Origin of the sequence: Paenibacillus tritici (genome assembly GCF_013204885.1) — a bacterium.
GTDB classification, from domain to species: domain Bacteria; phylum Bacillota; class Bacilli; order Paenibacillales; family Paenibacillaceae; genus Paenibacillus_AQ; species Paenibacillus_AQ tritici.
The window spans coordinates 90,075-107,444 of sequence record NZ_JABMKX010000014.1 but is presented as its reverse complement, the minus strand read 5'-3'; the positions used below and the strand labels follow the sequence as shown (position 1 = coordinate 107,444).

At 48.3% G+C, this 17,370-nt stretch carries 12 protein-coding genes and 1 pseudogene; 9 read left to right on the top strand and 4 right to left on the bottom strand.

Annotation, left to right across the window (positions count from 1 at the left end; all coding sequences use genetic code 11):
* Position 1: 1 nt before the first annotated feature.
* Together HQN87_RS23885 and HQN87_RS23880 are read left to right on the top strand one after the other, a co-directional pair.
* Positions 2-3,016 carry a type I restriction endonuclease subunit R gene (locus HQN87_RS23885; protein WP_173138422.1) on the top strand — a complete coding sequence of 1,005 codons (3,015 nt, stop codon included), beginning with the start codon at positions 2-4 and terminating at the stop codon, positions 3,014-3,016.
* 13 nt (positions 3,017-3,029) lie between these two features.
* Positions 3,030-5,078, top strand: a complete 2,049-nt coding sequence (locus tag HQN87_RS23880; protein WP_173138420.1) for a GmrSD restriction endonuclease domain-containing protein — start codon at positions 3,030-3,032, stop codon at positions 5,076-5,078.
* 516 nt (positions 5,079-5,594) lie between these two features.
* Here the strand turns inward: HQN87_RS23880 and HQN87_RS23875 are convergent.
* Positions 5,595-5,843 (bottom strand): helix-turn-helix domain-containing protein, encoded by a 249-nt coding sequence (locus HQN87_RS23875; RefSeq protein ID WP_173138418.1) that lies wholly within the window; start codon positions 5,841-5,843, stop codon positions 5,595-5,597.
* Positions 5,844-5,994: 151 nt separating this feature from the next.
* Between HQN87_RS23875 and HQN87_RS23870 the strand changes: the two genes are divergently transcribed.
* From HQN87_RS23870 to ybiA, 5 genes are all read left to right on the top strand, one after another.
* A complete protein-coding gene (locus HQN87_RS23870) occupies positions 5,995-6,492 on the top strand; it encodes a hypothetical protein (protein ID WP_038585799.1) in 498 nt (165 codons plus the stop codon).
* A gap of 252 nt (positions 6,493-6,744) precedes the next feature.
* Positions 6,745-8,985, top strand: coding sequence for an MrcB family domain-containing protein (locus HQN87_RS23865; RefSeq protein ID WP_173138416.1), 2,241 nt, complete (start codon positions 6,745-6,747; stop codon positions 8,983-8,985).
* The gene (locus tag HQN87_RS23860; protein ID WP_173138414.1) at positions 8,957-11,371 is read left to right on the top strand and encodes a restriction endonuclease-like protein; all 2,415 of its coding nucleotides are present in this window, start codon (positions 8,957-8,959) and stop codon (positions 11,369-11,371) included. The genes HQN87_RS23865 and HQN87_RS23860 overlap by 29 nt, the downstream gene beginning before the upstream one ends.
* Before the next feature lie 78 nt (positions 11,372-11,449).
* A complete protein-coding gene (locus tag HQN87_RS23855; protein WP_173138412.1) occupies positions 11,450-12,286 on the top strand; it encodes a copper amine oxidase N-terminal domain-containing protein in 837 nt (278 codons plus the stop codon).
* 25 nt (positions 12,287-12,311) lie between these two features.
* Positions 12,312-12,842 (top strand): riboflavin biosynthesis intermediates N-glycosidase, encoded by a 531-nt coding sequence (gene ybiA / locus HQN87_RS23850; protein ID WP_173138410.1) that lies wholly within the window; start codon positions 12,312-12,314, stop codon positions 12,840-12,842.
* 249 nt (positions 12,843-13,091) lie between these two features.
* Here ybiA and HQN87_RS33085 read toward each other — a convergent pair whose 3' ends face one another.
* Both HQN87_RS33085 and HQN87_RS33245 read right to left on the bottom strand, forming a co-directional pair.
* Positions 13,092-13,175 carry a putative holin-like toxin gene (locus HQN87_RS33085; protein ID WP_367272796.1) on the bottom strand — a complete coding sequence of 28 codons (84 nt, stop codon included), beginning with the start codon at positions 13,173-13,175 and terminating at the stop codon, positions 13,092-13,094.
* A 309-nt stretch (positions 13,176-13,484) separates the two neighbouring features.
* Positions 13,485-13,547 (bottom strand): annotated as a pseudogene (locus HQN87_RS33245) (putative holin-like toxin); the annotation flags it as partial.
* A 673-nt stretch (positions 13,548-14,220) separates the two neighbouring features.
* On the opposite strand from HQN87_RS33245, the gene HQN87_RS23845 reads away from it, so the two are divergent.
* A complete protein-coding gene (locus HQN87_RS23845) occupies positions 14,221-15,324 on the top strand; it encodes a slipin family protein (protein ID WP_173138488.1) in 1,104 nt (367 codons plus the stop codon).
* An 88-nt stretch (positions 15,325-15,412) separates the two neighbouring features.
* Positions 15,413-16,231 carry a hypothetical protein gene (locus tag HQN87_RS23840; RefSeq protein ID WP_173138408.1) on the top strand — a complete coding sequence of 273 codons (819 nt, stop codon included), beginning with the start codon at positions 15,413-15,415 and terminating at the stop codon, positions 16,229-16,231.
* A 42-nt stretch (positions 16,232-16,273) separates the two neighbouring features.
* Here the strand turns inward: HQN87_RS23840 and msrB are convergent, their stop codons facing one another.
* Positions 16,274-17,359, bottom strand: a complete 1,086-nt coding sequence (gene msrB, locus HQN87_RS23835; protein ID WP_173138406.1) for a peptide-methionine (R)-S-oxide reductase MsrB — start codon at positions 17,357-17,359, stop codon at positions 16,274-16,276.
* Positions 17,360-17,370 lie beyond the last annotated feature (11 nt).

Here is a 17,370-nt window from a genome sequence, read left to right as displayed (position 1 = left end):
TGTGCCATATACCGAAGCCAACTACGAAAACGCAGTAATAGAGATACTCCGCGATACGTTAGGATACAGCTACGTTTACGGTCCAAACGTTGAGCGTGATTATACCGAATCTTTGTATATGGATGAATTATTTCCTGCTCTGCTACGTATTAATTCAAAACTCCCGGAAGCAGCGCTATTCGAGGCAATCTACAAGCTGCGTAATTTTGAGAGTGGCACGTTGTTGCAGAAAAATGTCCAATTTATGGACTATCTGCAAAATGGTATATCAGTGAACTATTTCGATGATGGTGAGCAGCGGGCATCTCTTGTCTATCTTGTGGATTACGATAACATAGAGCAAAATGATTTTACTGTTGCAAATCAGTGGACCATTACCGAAAATAGCGAAAAACGCCCGGATATTATTGTTTTTCTGAACGGACTGCCTGTTGTGGTGTTTGAACTTAAATCGCCGAGTAGGGAGGAAACCGACGCTAGTAAAGCCCATCGCCAGCTTCGTAATTATATGATAGAAATACCGTCCTTGTTTATATATAATGCTTTCCTGGTAATGAGTGATCTTGCCATGTCCAAAGTCGGCACAATTACTGCCGATGAAGACCGTTTTATGGAATGGAAAACAAAAGACGGCAGTTATGAGAATACGCAGTACGCCCAGTTCGACACCTTCATTGAAGGGGTATTTGATAAACGACGAGTTATTGATATTATCAAAAACTTCATCTGCTTTTCAGGCGATGCGAAAATTCTTGGTGCATATCATCAGTACTTTGCCGTTCATAAGGCAATTGCTTCAACCATAAAAGCAATCGAGGCAGATGGTCGCGGTGGCGTGTTTTGGCATACGCAAGGCAGCGGCAAGTCCCTGTCCATGATATTCTATGCTCATCTGTTACAGGAAACGTTAAAATCGCCTACTATCATTGTGCTTACCGATCGAAATGATCTTGATGACCAACTTTTTGGGCAGTTCGCCAAATGTGCAGATTTCCTGCGGCAAACACCGCAGCAAGCTGATAGTCGTTTTCATTTAAAAGAACTTCTTGAAGGTAGGCAGGCGAACGGAATTATTTTCACTACCATGCAAAAGTTTGAAGAGTCTTCAGAAGCTCTTTCTGATCGCCGAAACATCATCGTTATAACCGACGAGGCTCACCGTGGACAATATGGGCTTGAAGAAAAGGTTGATGCTAAGACAGGGCGTGTAATTCTAGGCACGGCCCGGATTATACGGAACAGTCTGCCGAACGCAACATACATAGGATTTACAGGCACCCCGATATCATCGAAAGATCGCTCAACAATCGAAGTATTTGGAAATTATATTGACATCTACGACATGACACAAGCTGTTGAGGATGGAGCAACTCGCCCAGTTTACTATGAAAGCCGCGTCATCCATCTCAAATTGAATGAAGATATTTTACGTCTTATTGATACTGAGTACGACATTATGGCGCAAAATGCTGAAACATACGCAATTGAAAAAAGCAAAAAGGAACTCGGGCAGATGGAGAGCATCCTCGGTGCAGGCCAGACAATAACTGCCCTATGTGAAGACATCTTAAAACACTATGAGGAAAACCGCCAGTATGAACTGACTGGTAAGGCAATGATTGTGGCGTATTCCCGCCCGGTGGCAATGAAAATTTATCATGAAATATTAGATATGCGCCCTGACTGGACACAAAAAATTGGCGTGGTGATGACAAGCAATAACAACGATCCTGAAGAATGGCGTGAGATCATCGGAAACAAACGTCATAAGGATGAAATGGCGAAGAAGTTTAAGGATAACGCTAGCTTGTTAAAAATCGCTATAGTAGTAGACATGTGGCTGACGGGATTCGATATTCCTAGCTTAGCAACGATGTATGTTTATAAGCCGATGGCAGGCCATAATTTGATGCAGGCAATCGCCCGCGTAAATCGTGTTTATAAAAATAAAGAAGGCGGTCTAGTGGTCGATTATGTTGGTATTGCATCGGCGTTGAAGCAGGCGATGAACGATTATACCAATCGCGATAAGAATAACTACGGTGATATGGATATCGCAAATACTGCTCAAGTGATATTTCATGAAAAACTGGAGGTTTGCCGCGACCTGCTCCACGGTTTTGATTATTCAGGCTTTATGAGTGAAACAGCTACTGATCTAAGTCGCGCCAAGGCAATCAGCAACGGAGTGAATTTTCTGTCAAGCGTAAGCAAAGAAAAGCAGCGTGAGTTTTTTGTCAAAGAAACTATGTTGCTTCGTCAGGCATTGTCGCTGTGTCGTTCACTTCTCACCACAGATTTGCGATTTGAGGCGGCATATTTCGAGGCGGTCCGTACACTTATTACTCGTATCACTGGCGAAGGTAAGCCGCTGTCGCTAAAAGATATAAATGCCCGCGTAAACGAACTGCTCAAAGCTAGTATTCAGAGCGAAGGAGTCATCAACTTATTCTCCGATGTAAACACAGGCTTCTCCCTTTTTGACCCTAAGTTTCTTGAGGAAATCTCAAAGATGAAGGCGCGTAATCTTGCGGTTGAAATTTTAAAGAAGTTGCTCGCAGAGCAGGTAGCGATCTACCGCCATACGAACCTCGTCAAGAGTGAAAAATTTTCTGAGATGCTCTCACGTGCTATGAAAGCTTATCTCAATGGCATGCTCTCCAACGAAGAAGTCATCGCAGAACTGATGACAATGGCAAATGATATGGCGAATGCCCATTTTCAAGGCGATGCTCTGGGTTTAACCGACGAGGAGTTGGCCTTCTACGATGCTTTGACACGCCCCAAAAACATCAAGGACTTCTACCATAACGAGGAACTTGTGGCCATGACTAAAGAACTTACAGATATGCTCCGCAAAAACCGCACTATTGACTGGCAGAAGAAAGAATCTGCCCGCGCCGGAATGCGACGTATGGTCAAGAAACTACTGAAGAAGTTTAAATACCCGCCGGAAGGTATAGAAGACGCAATCTCTACCGTTATCGGGCAGTGTGAGATGTGGACTGAAAGTTAAGGGGGATAAGAGAGTGAATGCTTTTAAAAGCAATATTTTTGAATATATGAATGGTATAAGGCAGTACAGCATCCCCATTTATCAGCGAGTCTACAGTTGGGGAATTGAGCAATGCCAACGACTTTGGGCGGACATCGTCATGATGCAAAAGGAGAATCACGAAGGGCATTTTGTTGGCTCCATTGTCCGCATTGACGAAGTGTCGGCAGCTGGCTTCCCTAAGGCAATGATTATCGACGGGCAACAGCGTCTGACTACGCTTACACTACTGTTGATTGCGCTTCGGGACTTTATCAAAAATAACAATACAACTACAGAAATCAACGCTGCAGAAATAACAGACACTCTTCTCATTAATTCATATAAACGTGACGGAGACCGCTATAAGCTTCTGCTTACTAAAACTGACCAAGAGATGCTGAAAAAGTTGATTGAAAGCATCGCTCCTAATCGCGAATCTGTTTCAAAGATTCTTTCAAACTATGAGTTTTTTGAGAGGCAAATCGCAAAGGGTGACCTAAAGGCCGACGAGATTTATCAAGCCATAGGAAAACTCCAGATAGTCGATATCGCGCTGGACCGCCAATACGACGATCCGCAGGCGATTTTTGAAAGTCTGAACTCCACTGGTATAGATTTGAAAGATTCCGATCTTATAAGAAACTTTATCCTTATGGGTCTTCCTTCGGGAAGACAGGAATTTGTTTACAACAACGTATGGATTCATATGGAAGAATTATTTTCATATGGAGACAAGGCTGTATTGATGGACAATTTCTTCCGTGACTACCTGACTATGAAACTCGGGAGGTTGGTCAATCAGCGCGATGTATATAAAGAATTCAAGCTCTATCGAAACATTTATTGGAACACTAAAACAGAGGAACTCTGCCGCGACCTTCTGGCATTCGCAAAGCACTACGCAGATATGGATTCTGGTGAAAGCAGCGATGTACAACTTAAATCTTTATACATTGACTTGAAAACCATAGGATTAGGTGTTGCCTATCCATTCTTGATGAAGACTCACGAAGATTGTGCGAACAATATTATTTCGGTAACAACATTACTTGAAATCGTATCCATATGCGTAAACTATGCGCTTCGGCGCTCAGTCTGTAGCATGCGCACGACCGGATTGAACTATATGTTTGCGGTATTAAAAAACTCGATAAATGAATCAGATTACCTCAACTCGGTAAAGGCGTTCTTTATCTTGCAGGAATCGTCAAAGGAATTTCCACGTGACAAGAGGTTTATCGACGAGTTTGTCACCCAAGATGTATACAGTAAGAAAATATGTCGTTTCATCCTCTGCAAATTAGAAACGTGGAATGGGCATAAGATCGTATCTTTGGATGACCTGTCGGTTGAACACGTATTCCCGCAAAAACCAAAAGCATCAGAATGGGGAGTAGTGCAGAAGGTACTACTGCATACCGTTGGCAATTTAACTCTTGCGCATTGGGCTGACAATTCGTCTATGTCGAATAAGCCATTCAGCGATAAACTTACAATATCGCAAGGATACAAGCAAAGTGCTTTACGTCTCAATGAATATATCGTCGAACAGTCAGAGTGGGGCGAAACACAGATAAATGAACGCGCCAGAAGACTTGCGGAATTAGCAATGAAGGTATGGCCGTACCCGATGCTCGCTGATAAAGAACTAGAACCGTATCGTAAACTGGATGATTCCGTTACACAGTATACATTTGAGAGCTATGGGAATTCAGACGGTTTCACAAAAATTCTTTTTGAATCATTGAATTTGAGGATATTGAATCTCGGTACAGTCATTAGTCGTGTCTTTAATAAACAGTACGTGGCATATAAATTAGACACAAATTTTGCGGATGTTGAAGTTCAGAAACAACGATTACACATCTGGGTAAACTTACGTTTTATCGAAGTTGCCGATCCAAAGGGTATCTGCCGAGATGTTTCGGGAATCGGTCACTTGGGAAACGGCGATGTTGAAGTATACTTGGACGGCTTAAATAAACTTGATGATGTTATGGTTATCATTGAGCAAGCATTCCGAAAGCAAAATGCTGAATAAGCAACATAACAACAATCAACTCCAGGTAGAGAATGCTCGTGCTGCCTGACATAGGAGAATAGCTTATTCCGCCCAAGACGCTGAGAAGCGCAGAGCGAAGGCGCTAGGAAGTAGAGCAACTAACGGAATATAGGTCCTGAGCGCGATGCTGGAGCGCCGCTGGCTTGATTTTGAATTAGAACAAGAATTCTGAAACTGGGAGTTTGACGCAAATTGCATTCGGTCTTCTTATTGCTTAAGTCAGTGATAGACACTTATGCATATGGAGTGTGTGGCTTTTTTTGTGGAATATAAAGTTATGCAAGTATCCCTTGTTAAGCGTAATGAACTTATGACAAAAATTGAGTGATAAGTAATAATTATAAGAGGTATGAGGAAAAAGGCTGAAAGCTTGCCTAAAGCCTTTTCTCTCGTTTTTAGAGGGAGGTCGTCAATTCAGAAATAACCTTTTTTAATGTGATGATTTTGTGAAATACATTCATTGAAACGAAACAATGTCATCTGTCCAAATAAGGGCTATTCAAGTTCCCCCAACAACTCCACAACAGAAACCTCCAGCGCCTTCGCTATGGCAACCACTTCATAATCCTGAACTAATCTGTATTGACCTTCTAATCTCGATAAACTAGTCGGACTAATATCTAATCCGAAGGTTTGCAACCTGGCAAGGAAATCCTTTTGCTTCATTCGCTTAGCTTTTCGAATAGCTACAACTCGAGTCCCGATGATGTTTTTGTCGCCTGGGGGCTCTTTACGATGTCTCATTTCCGTGTCACCTCACAATTTAACCAAATTGTATGCGAGGTAACTGTTGTTTTAATGCGGATATCGAATTAAAATAAAATAAACCGATAAACGCATTAAAATATCTTCACATCGTCTACAGACATAGCTTTTCCAGGAAGGAGGGTTTGTAATGCAACATCTGATGCAGAAATATGAGGAGGAAAAGCGCAAGCTGAATGAACTTGGCCAGAGATCACTGGAGCAAGGAATTCCACTGAGCGGCAATGAAGCAGTTCAAGCCCAGAGTCGTAGAGTGGATGAACTCATTAATCAAATGCATCTAGAAAAGAACGGATATTCAGAGGCTTTTCGTTTAAACTTCTGTCTTGGGGGAGATGTGGTGAGCTTTCCAGTGTGGTTTGTACAAACGATTCAAGGTCGATTGAATGAGGTAACCGCACAGATTGAATATCAATCTGAGTCTAGGCATGCTTTTGAAGAAGAGAGCAAGGCCTTTCAGGCGTTGTTTGACTCCATGGATATTGCACGCATGCCAGAGTTTGAGTATTGGGAGGATAAGCTGCAATTGAAGCAATCTGCTCTTAATGAACGTCTATATCTACAAGGACTAAAAGATGGTATGCAGCTCGCAAATGCCTTTACTGCTCCTTCTATTCTCTCCGATTAAGACAGAATCAAAAACGTATACGCATACTTTATTTTTGGACTGTCCAGGCGACAGTCCTTTTTCTTGTGTCTGGAAGGGATACTTTCCCATATTGTCGAATAACCATACATATTGTAAATCAAGACTAGAAAAGGCTTTGCTCTATTTAATGAATAACTGAATCAGTCGAGCGTCACAGACTGAACCGTTCGCTAACTTCATTTTGAAAAGCTTCCAACTAAAAATAATAGTTAACCACCTTGGAGGACTCACATGCCATTACCAGAAACAATCGCACAGATATTCAAGCGAAAACAAAAATCATATAAGATTGTCTTAATCCTATCCTTAATTGAAGAGCTTAGAGCGTCCAAGCGGGAGCGAGTGTCTTATGATCGAGTTAAAATGCGGTTCCTTAACTACTTCATAGCTGAACAAGAAAGAGGAAACCGGGTAGATTTGCCACAAGGGCGGAAGTTATGGCGAGAGGCATCTAAAAGTCGGTTGAAGGATATCCTTAACAGTCCTGTTAATGCACTTTCGCATATTTTGTATGTAGATTTGAGAGAGAACACTATTGGGTTTCATAGCCAGATTCATAGACAGCTAGGGGAAGAGGGGCTCTCACAATTAGAGCGGCTTGCCAACGAGGAGCTACAGGCTTACAACGCTGCTTTGCAGCGGTTCTCTTTGCAAGGTTATCTGGAGAAAATCCTGGCGGAGTACACCTCTGCTAAAATGGAAGGATTCGCAGGTCATTCTCTTGGCACATTGTTTCGCCAGACCCTGCCTTCAGAGCTTAAAGCATTACCTTCCATAGATGAGCAATACAAGGTTCAAGGGTCAATTGGACAAGGCAATTGGGCAACGGTACCATGGCTGGCAGTTCTGGATAAACGAATAACGGAAACAACTCAGCACGGGGAATATATTGTGTATCTATTTGCTGAGGATATGAGTGCTGTGTATCTTACGTTTAATCAGGGTGTAACAAAGCCCATTCAAGAGAAGGGGCGCAGAGAAGGCTATGCTTATCTGAGAGATCGCAAAGAAGCTCTTCTAGATCTCCTTGACCTGACTAATATGAATAAGGATGAGAACATTCATCTTGTGGATAGTGGTCTTGGTCAAGACTATCAGGTATCGACCATCGCTTACATTAAATATGATAGAGGTAATGTTCCGAATGATGAGCAGTTAATTCAAGATCTCGAGAATGTAATCGAGGATTACCGTCTATATGTGGAATCGGTGATTGCGCCCAGTGATGACGAAGCCATTGATGAGGAAGTGGAACTATTGCCACAAGAAGCCGAGCCGTTAAAGGACGAGGAAGTTACAAGTATCCTCCACCACATCCAATCCCACATCCGCCGCCAAGGCTTCTTTTTCCCGGAGCATCTAATCGAGAACTTCTACCTCTCGCTGAAGGCGAAGCCGTTTGTGATTCTGGCGGGGATATCGGGGACGGGGAAGACGCGGCTGGTGAAGCTGTTTGCGGAGGCACTGGGGGCGACGCGGGATAATGGGCAGTATACCTTGATTCCGGTGCGGCCGGATTGGAGTGATCCTGCGGATCTGCTGGGGTATAAGGATCTGTCGGGCAGGTTCCAGCCGGGTCCGATGACGCAGGTGTTCGTGGAGGCGCGGCAGCCGGAGAACCGGCATAAGCCTTATTTTATCTGTCTGGATGAGATGAATCTGGCCCGGGTGGAGCATTATTTCAGTGATCTGTTAAGTGTGCTGGAGACGCAGGAGTGGCGGGAGAGTGAGATTCAGACGCAGGAGCTGATCTCGAGTGCCTTGCTGGGTATACCTGAGGATCGAGCGACCTATGGAGGCCTGGGCATCCCGGAGAATGTGTTCCTGATCGGGACGGTGAATATGGACGAGACTACGCATCCTTTTAGCAAAAAAGTTCTCGACCGCGCAAGCACCCTGGAGTTCAATTACATCAATCTGCAGCAGTATCCGCAAGGGGCTGAGCAGGACGCGGGCGATCCCGCTGATCTTAATGAGCTGAATCATCTCTTCCTCCGTTCCGATTATTTGCAGCTGGTGGATGCCTATGATACCCATCAGGAGCTCGTTGTGCGGACGACGGAGAGACTGGTGAAGATTAATACACTGCTGGAGGATATCCATGCTCATGTGGGCTTCCGGGTGCGGGATGCGATTTGCTTCTATATGATCTATAACGAACGGTATGGCCTGATGGAGGAGGAAGAGGCGTTTGACTGGCAGCTGCTGCAAAAGATTCTGCCGCGTATCCAGGGGAGTCATTCATCGGTGCGACGGGTTCTGCTGGGCCTGATGAAGGTTGCGATAGGCAGCAGTGCTGGCATTACGGTTAATGTTCAAGAACTCATGGACGATGATGCTTCGCCGCTCTATCTGAAATGGGCTGCCGGGCAGAATCCGCCTGGGGTTAAGCATCCGCAAAGTGCCCGTAAATTGGCTTATATGCTGAGGAGGCTGGAGGAAGATGGATTCACCTCATACTGGCTCTCTTAATCAGGCGGTGGAATTGCTCCGTATCGAGACGGAGCTTTTTACACTATATGTGCAGGGGCGGCCCTATCATCCTACGGTGGAGACGTTGCAGCTTCATCGCTCCCCGGATCAGGAGTGGGTGAATGCTCAGCTTGGGATTACCTGCTCGCAGCGGCTTGGGGAAGTACAGATTAAGGTGTTCTCGCCTGAAGCCTATAGGCTGATCGACTGGCAGCCGGGGGAGTCGTCCTTTCCTTGCTTTTATGAGACGCAGCCGTATGAACTGGTGATTCAGAACAAGAAGGCGGCTAAGCTTACTTTCTATCATGACAATGTGCTGCTCCGGCAGGCGGTTAAGCCTCTGGGTGACTCGATCCTTGCGGGTGTGCTGAACTTTGGGAATGAGGTTGGGCTGACGGAATGGGAGATCCGGGGTGAAGGGCAGACGCTGCTGCGGGTGGAGATGGAGATTTTCCCCTCAAAGATGGATTACAAGCGGGATTACCAGAACCTTCTGCATGAAGTGAATGCGCAGATTTATAATTTGGCTTTTGATTTTCTGCGCCGGACGTACCAGTTAACCGGACTGCGGGAGACGCAGCATCAGAGCCTGACGGAGTTCTTCGCCATCCTTCAGCATGTATTCAGACAGCTCTTGGATGCCGTTGAGCGGATCAACAAGAATCCTAATGTTGCGCTGCTCCAGGAGCGACGGTTAATGGATGCAGGCCGGGTCAAAAAAGCCGGAAGAGAGAACATCCGCGAGCTCGCGAAGCATCCTGAACGGTTAAGAGAAGACATGAACCATGGGTTCTTAACGATCGGCAACCGGAGCTACACAGCATCCCACTTAATAGAGACACGGAAGCGCCTCGCCTATGATACGAGTGAGAACCGGATCGTCCGCTGGATGCTGGAACGTATTCACGGGAAGCTTAAGGAGCTTAAGGGCCGCTGGAAGGAGAATAACCGGACCTCAGATCCGCAGCTTATCCGAAGAATCGACACGATGCTCACTCAGCTCGAGCGGGTACTTAAGATAGATTTTCTGCGGGAGGCTGGAGCACTGAAGCAGATGTCCGTTACGCTGGTGCTGCAGATGGCCCCCGGATACCGTGAGGTCTATCGCTGTTATCTCATGCTGCTCAAAGGCCTGTCGATCCAAGGCGACCTGCTTCGTCTATCCATGAAGGATGTCGCGCAGCTCTATGAATACTGGTGCTTCCTTAAGCTGAATCAGCTGCTGGGACAGAAGTATACGCTGGTGAAGCAGGATATCATTAAGGTGAACCGGAATGGGATCTTCGTTACGCTGGACCGCTCGCAGAGTGCGCAGATGGTCTATGAGAATCCGGTTAACGGGGAGCAGTTCATCCTGTACTATAATGCGATTCATGGAACAGACAGGACCCCAACGCTCAGTCAACGTCCCGACAATGTGCTTACCTTGAAGAAGAAGGATGCGGGTCAGATCAAGGAGTATAAGTATGTTTTCGATGCCAAGTACCGCTTGAATCCGGCGTACGAGGGGACTTCTTATCAGCAGAAATATGGTCAGCCCGGGCCGGAAGAGGATGACATTAATACGATGCACCGCTACCGGGATGCGATCGTATATCAGGAGATAGGATCAGGGGAATACGAGCGAAGCATGTTCGGGGCGTATGTGTTGTTTCCGTATCCTGATGAGGAGCGGTACAAGTCCCACCGTTTCTACAAAAGCATCGGGCTGCTCAACATTGGCGCCTTGCCGTTCCTGCCCAATTCCACAAGCCTGGTGGAGCAATTCTTAGCTGAGATTATTCAGGATAGTCCAGAGAAGGCTTATGAACGCTCGACTCGTCCGCGCGGCACGAAGGAATACTATGCCAATCAGCTTGCGGGCAAGAATGTGCTTGTGGGCTCTGTCCGGGGGCCGGAGCAGGTGGGAGTGGCGCTGCGGGAAGCTTTTTATCATATGCCGCTTAAGAATCTTGCCCTCCAGAAGCTGCTGACCCAGATCGAATACATCGCGATGTGCCAATCCCGCAAGAAATTCATTGATCCCGCCAAAACAGGCATTCACTGGGTAGGCAAGGTAGCGGATTGGCAGGTGCTGCGGCGTAAGGAGATTACGGAAATCCCTTGTCGGCCGGGTACCGAGGAAGAGCTGTATGTACGCTTCACGATTGAGGAATGGAAGAGGGTAGCTGATCCTATCGCGCTTGGAGGACAAGGGATTTACACGGTGCTCTATACGAGTAAGTACATCCTGGACCGGGCTTTGGAGATTGCCGAGCTGCGGCTGGATACGGAGGAAGCACTACGCGAATGGCGGGAGAAGCGCCGCAAGGGCAGAGTGCAGGTGAAGCTGGATCATGAGGAGTATGTGGATTTGGGCAGGGTGGTGGAGGTGCGGAATATTTGAAAGAGAGCAGGAAAAATGCAGACACTAGGCATTTAATTCTACTCAAATTATTCACGACGACAAAGGGAGAGAACAATTATGAATGATCGCCATCATCCATTCTTTCGGCTGGCTATGAAAACCTTGATTATGCTGCTGTGTGTTGGTCTGCTGCCAGCCATACATTCGGCAGCTCCGGCGCAGGCCGCACCGGTAGTGGGGAACCAGATTAGTCCGCTGCTGATCAATAGCCAATATGTGCTGTTTCCAGGTAAGCTGGCGCCCTATATACAGGCAGGCAAATTGATGGTACCTATCCGTGCGTTCGCAGGTGCGCTAGGGGCACAGCTGACGTATGATGCCGCCACAAAGAGCTCCACGGTATCCCTTCTAGGTGAGAGTGTGGGACAGCTACGGGCCGGGCAGGCTACTGCGGTAACCAAAGACGGGAATACAATAGCGTTGGGAGTATCCCCGCAACTGCGGGAGGGCGTGCTGTTTGCGCCCATGAACCCGATCCTCACCGGGCTGAAGAAGGTGAAATGGGAGAACATGTATAAGGTGCTCAGACTCAAAGTACTGATAGTGCAGGGGCGTGGAGACACGGTGTTGCCGCAGGCCAAGTCTTGGAAGAGCGTGACCCCGTTTGGAGATTTGGGAGGGGAGCACCACAATCCCTTTTATCCGACACTACTGACGCAGTCTACCGATGGCAAGGGTTTCCGGCTGACTCTCAGCGTACTTAATGCCTCTGGGTTTGTTATTCCCAAGGGCGCTTCCCGCTTGGAGTTGGTCGCTGTGGACAGCCTGGGTCAGGCCGTTGTCCGGCAGCTTCCCGGCCCTTCGGAGGCGACTCCCAAGGCAGGGGCCTTGTCATTCACGATTAATGTGCCCACAGCGCCGGATTATGTGATTTTCAATTCACGGATCGAGTAAAGAACACAAGGAGGCCAGGATTGCCATGGACACCCCGGAACATATCCAGAAGATACTTGATGAAGATAATGATGAATGGTTATCGACTAAGCCAGAGGAGCGTATTATACGCTTCTATGAAACGGACAAACCTTATGGCTGTTTTTCCAACTTTTCGAAGCATCCCATCCTGTTAAAGGGCAAAGAGTGGGCAACAACAGAGCATTATTTCCAGGCGCAGAAGTTCGTAGGGACAGAGCATGAAGAGGAAATCCGGTTCGCCAGTACGCCAATGATAGCGGCTAGGATGGGGCGGGAGCGGGATCGGCCGCTGCGGCCTGATTGGGAGGAGTGTAAGGTGCAGGTGATGCGGGAAGCGCTCGTGGCAAAGGTTGAGCAGCATCCTGTTATCAAGTCCATCCTGCTCTCCACCGGCGATTGCACGCTGGTTGAGCATACCTCGAATGATGCTTACTGGGGAGACGGCGGGGACGGTCAGGGCGGCAATATGCTGGGAAAGCTGCTGATGGAGATTCGGGATGGCCTGGAGAGAGAAGCATTCACCGGAAGCTCTTAAGGAGTACGATGCGTACTTCAGTCCGCCGGAAGAGTGGGCTCGGGGTAATGAGAAGTTCTAAGAAAATAGATATCTTCATACATTTTCTTACTTTATGATATGATTTGTGGTATAGTAAAGGCAGAAAAAACGTAGAATACAAAGAGAGCCGTGCTGGATACACGACTCTCGGAGCAATAGCCGCTTTTAAGGGCGGTGGCTTTCGGAATAGCAGTTAAGAAATAGACCGCTTCCCTTGACTAGGGCGGTCTATTTCTTTTTGTGGAAAGAGAGAATCAACACAACCAGAGTCGCGAACGAAATCATTAGCGTCAATGCTTGGTATACCTCCACAGGCTTCACCTCCCTTCCGGGAGATTAGCCGACCGCCCATATAAGCCTTTCTATTGCTTCTGCGATTATACCACGGATGGAAAATTTTGAATATACGAACAGCTCAGACTCGACCAATGGAGCCCGCCGGAAGAGTGGGCTCGGACTAATGAGAGATTCTAAGAGAGCGGTGCAATAGGCAGGAGAAAGTATAATAAAAAAGAGAGCCGTACTGGACACACGACTCTCGGAGCAATAGCCGCTTTTAAGAGCGGTGGCTTCAAAAGGTAGACCGTCAAAGAATAGACTGTATCCCTTGGGCAGGGCGGTCTATTTCTTTTTGGGGGAATTAAGCAGTGCGATAATGAACATGCCGAACATGAACATCAGGGATCACGAATGGAAAAGTGTGAACTTACCAACAGGACTCTTCTAAAAAAGCTCAAAAGCAGGCCCCCACCTGCCTTTGGGCTTTTTCCTGTGCCTCCTACAATCCCCTCTGGAAATTTATTCTCCCCTCGTAATACTTCCGCCATGTTCGCCCCGCCGGATATCAGCGATGATAGAGCCTGTAAGGTAACGCCAAGCGCGTTCATCCTACAACTGGTTCTTATCCGAACGGGCGTAACGAGGCGGGGATCTCAGGTGATCCCGCAGTGCCGGCATGTATGTTACGGTATCCTGTACGGTCCGTTGCGGTAAGAGCAGATAAGGGGTTCGATTCCCCGATCGCCTTCACAGCGACGTTGGTTACAGTACTCGATTTCCATCGAGCCACAATTGAAGCACAATTGGAGTAAGGAAACCAATGGACAGAATCTCTGGCGGCTAGTCTAGCGCACTGCGGAAGGGCTTTGCAATCCGTGGATACCGATAGTGTGGCAGCAGGGGAGGACAGTGGCAAGGACAGAAGGGAATGAAGGCTGGCTGAAGGTTGGGTTAGCCTCGGACCCCTAGAAGTCCTCCCGGACCTCCCGGCAGACCGCCTGTCTCAAATGTGATTCCGCCCGGTCCACAGCGGGATTCTGTCATCCATTGGCCAAACATGAAGGGGGTAATGCATATGATGTTGAAACAAATCACGATTCAAGCGGACCAGCGCGGTCTGCTCTTTTATAAGGGAAGTTATGTGAAGCGGCTGCTGCCGGGAACCTACCGTTACTTCTCGTGGTCGCAGCATACGGTGGTCGTCCTGAACATTGGCAGGCCGTTTAGTGTCGAGGGCAAAGACCTGGAGCTGTTCTTACAGGAGGATGAACTCCTGCGGGAGCTCGATGTCGTACGCGTACAGGATCATGAGATTGTTCTGCACTATGAGGATGGTCAATTCAAGCAGGTGCTGAAGCCGGGTGTGTATGCTTATTGGAACATCCTGCGGAAGCACACCTTCGTCCATACGGATATCAGGCAGCCGGAGCTGCCTGCCGGGATCGACCGCTCCATTATATCGAAGCTTACTCCATATGTGCAGTGCTACGAGATTGCGAGCTACGAGCAGGGATTCCTGTTCTATGATCATACACTCCAGCGGGAGCTCACGCCGGGTAAGTATTATTTCTGGAAGGGGCCGGTCTCGGTGCTGACGAAGACGGTCGATCTGAGACAACAGCAGATGGATCTGGTGGGCCAGGAGATGATGACAGAAGATAAGGTCTCGCTGCGTCTGAACTTCGTATGCCAGTACACCATCGTCAATCCGCACCGCGTTCTGGAGATGAAGGGGTTCGACGAGCAGATCCACATCCAGCTGCAGCTCCTGCTCCGGGAGTATGTCGGGACGCTGAAATTGGACGATCTCCTGAAACGAAAAGAGGATGTTGCCACCTTCATTCTGTCCCGTATCCAGGAGAAGGAGGGAGAGTTCGGGGTACGTTTCCTTGGGGCGGGGGTGAAGGATGTCATTCTGCCGGGAGAGATGAAGGACATCCTGAACACCGTTCTGCTCGCCGAGAAGAAGGCGCAGGCGAACCTGCTTACCCGCCGGGAAGAGACAGCTTCGACGCGCAGTCTGCTGAATACGGCGAAGCTGATGGACGAGAATCAGACGTTGTTCCGTCTGAAGGAGCTGGAATTCCTGGAGAAGATATGCGACGGGATCGGTTCTATCTCGGTTACGGGCGGCGGCGATCTGCTGGAGCGGTTAAGCTCACTCATCGGTACCCATAAGTAGACCGCTTCCTGGCGGTCTATTCTTTTGTGCAAGCTATAGAACTAAGCTATAGTAGAGCTAATAATGCCGAACCCAAGGAGGTAATCCCATGGACAACAAAGCAAAGAAAATCCTGATGAACACCTTCTGGACCTCAGCCGGCTGGAAGAGTAGTCCTGCTGCCTTCACCGGTGAGGATTTCGACTATGCCAAAAGCAAAGGCCTGATGTTCGATCCTGTGACGATTACCCACGACGAGATTATCCAGCGGCTGCAGGAGCTGCACCAGACGATTACCAGGGAGCGGGTAGCCGCTGCGTTCCTGCACAGTCTGTCGACGAAGAAGGTCCATTTGCGGAGCGCCCTGTCCAGCTGGGCTCTGACTTCCGGTGTACCTGTGCATACCTATGAGGAGCGGAGTGCTGTCCGGCCCAATTATAGCAGCTGCGGGGATTGTAACTTTCACAGGTTAATGTCTGACCGGGAATATATCAATCAGGATCTGAATGTGCTGAATTTCGAACGGGTCAAGTGGGGCGGGATTCGTCTCAACTGGCTTTTATATTGCTGGCTGGACCTTGAATTATTCAGTACAGAGGAAGAGTTCGAGGTTACCGCCGAGGATGCTGCTATACTCTCCGGGATGCTGGAAGCGGTTCGGGGTTGTGGGGAGTATGATGGTGCACGGATGCTGGAGAAGCGGTGGAAGGACGTCGTTCCTTCCAGTAAGAATGAACGGGATGTAATCATGGAGATTTGGGGCTATGCCGGATTGCTGGTACCGCGGGACACACCCCGGAAGCGCAGAGGCGGGAGTTCAGATTATAACTCTATGGCGGAGTGGCAGGGGAATGACGGTTATTCCCAGGAAGCGGTAGAGCTATATTTCGGCGGCTTCAACAACAATCGCCCCCCACAGCTCTCATGAGCGAATGGAGGGCGATCTTGGTAATGTGCGATTCCACTTAATCTACTCCACCAATCCCAGCAAATACCCGTAATGCTCGGCTTCCATCTGGTCCTGCGGGATGAAGCGGATGGAGGCGCTGTTGATGCAGTAGCGCTTGCCGCCGCGGTCTTCGGGGCCGTCATCGAACACATGACCCAGGTGGATGTCGCCGGATTGGCTGCGGACCTCGGTGCGTTCCATGCCGAAGCTGGTGTCCGTATCGTAGGTTACCACCTCCGGGGTAATGGGCTTCGTGAAGCTGGGCCATCCGCAACCGGAATCGTATTTGTCCCGGCTGGTGAATAGGGGCTGACCCGTGGTGACATCCACATACAGGCCGGGTTCGTAATTATCCCAGTATTCGTTGCTGAAGGCGCGTTCAGTATCATTGTTGACCGCTACCGCATACTGTTCATCCGTTAATTGTTTCTTCAATTCTTCATCGGAGGGGCGCGGATATTGGGCAGGATCAATCACCACCGCTTGCTCATCCAGAATGCTTAAGTCAATGTGGCAGTATCCGTTCGGATTCTTCTCCAGATAATCCTGATGGTACTCCTCCGCCAGATAATAATTCTTCAGAGGCAGCACTTCCGTTACGATCGGCTTATCATAGTTCGCCTGCTCCTGATCTACAGCCTGCTGAATGACGGCTGCATCCTCCGGGGACGAATAGTAGATTCCTGTACGATATTGAACACCTCTGTCATTGCCTTGCTTATTGAGGCTGGTAGGGTCAACTACTTTGAAATAAGAATCCAGTAACTGCTGCAGCGTCACTTGCTTCGGATCATATTTCACATGAACGGTCTCTGCGAACCCACGGTCCCCGCTAATGACATCTTCATAGGTTGGATTCTCGCCTTCCCCGTTGGCATAACCCGAGGTGACATCCTGAACTCCCTGAATGCGGGACATATAGGCCTCGACCCCCCAGAAGCAGCCGCCCGCCAGGTACAGATTGTGCAGATCCTTATCGGCGATGGTGGTGGTCTTCACGGCCCGGACCGGCGCCGAAGAAGCGGTCCGGCTCTCCGCATTGTTTCCACAAGCAGATAGTACGATTGCCATGGTAAGCAGGCATAAGCCCCATAAGGTACGTTTCATGAGTATTCCTC

Excerpts from the sequence above, each read along its gene's own strand:
- HQN87_RS23845 (WP_173138488.1), top strand. The coding sequence starts at position 14,221 with ATGTTGAAACAAATCACGATTCAAGCGGACCAGCGCGGTCTGCTCTTT.
- HQN87_RS23875 (WP_173138418.1), bottom strand. The coding sequence starts at position 5,843 with ATGAGACATCGTAAAGAGCCCCCAGGCGACAAAAACATCATCGGGACT.
- HQN87_RS23860 (WP_173138414.1), top strand. The coding sequence starts at position 8,957 with ATGGATTCACCTCATACTGGCTCTCTTAATCAGGCGGTGGAATTGCTC.
- ybiA (WP_173138410.1), top strand. The coding sequence starts at position 12,312 with ATGGACACCCCGGAACATATCCAGAAGATACTTGATGAAGATAATGAT.
- HQN87_RS23870 (WP_038585799.1), top strand. The coding sequence starts at position 5,995 with ATGCAACATCTGATGCAGAAATATGAGGAGGAAAAGCGCAAGCTGAAT.
- msrB (WP_173138406.1), bottom strand. The coding sequence starts at position 17,359 with ATGAAACGTACCTTATGGGGCTTATGCCTGCTTACCATGGCAATCGTA.
- HQN87_RS23840 (WP_173138408.1), top strand. The coding sequence starts at position 15,413 with ATGGACAACAAAGCAAAGAAAATCCTGATGAACACCTTCTGGACCTCA.
- HQN87_RS23865 (WP_173138416.1), top strand. The coding sequence starts at position 6,745 with ATGCCATTACCAGAAACAATCGCACAGATATTCAAGCGAAAACAAAAA.
- HQN87_RS23855 (WP_173138412.1), top strand. The coding sequence starts at position 11,450 with ATGAATGATCGCCATCATCCATTCTTTCGGCTGGCTATGAAAACCTTG.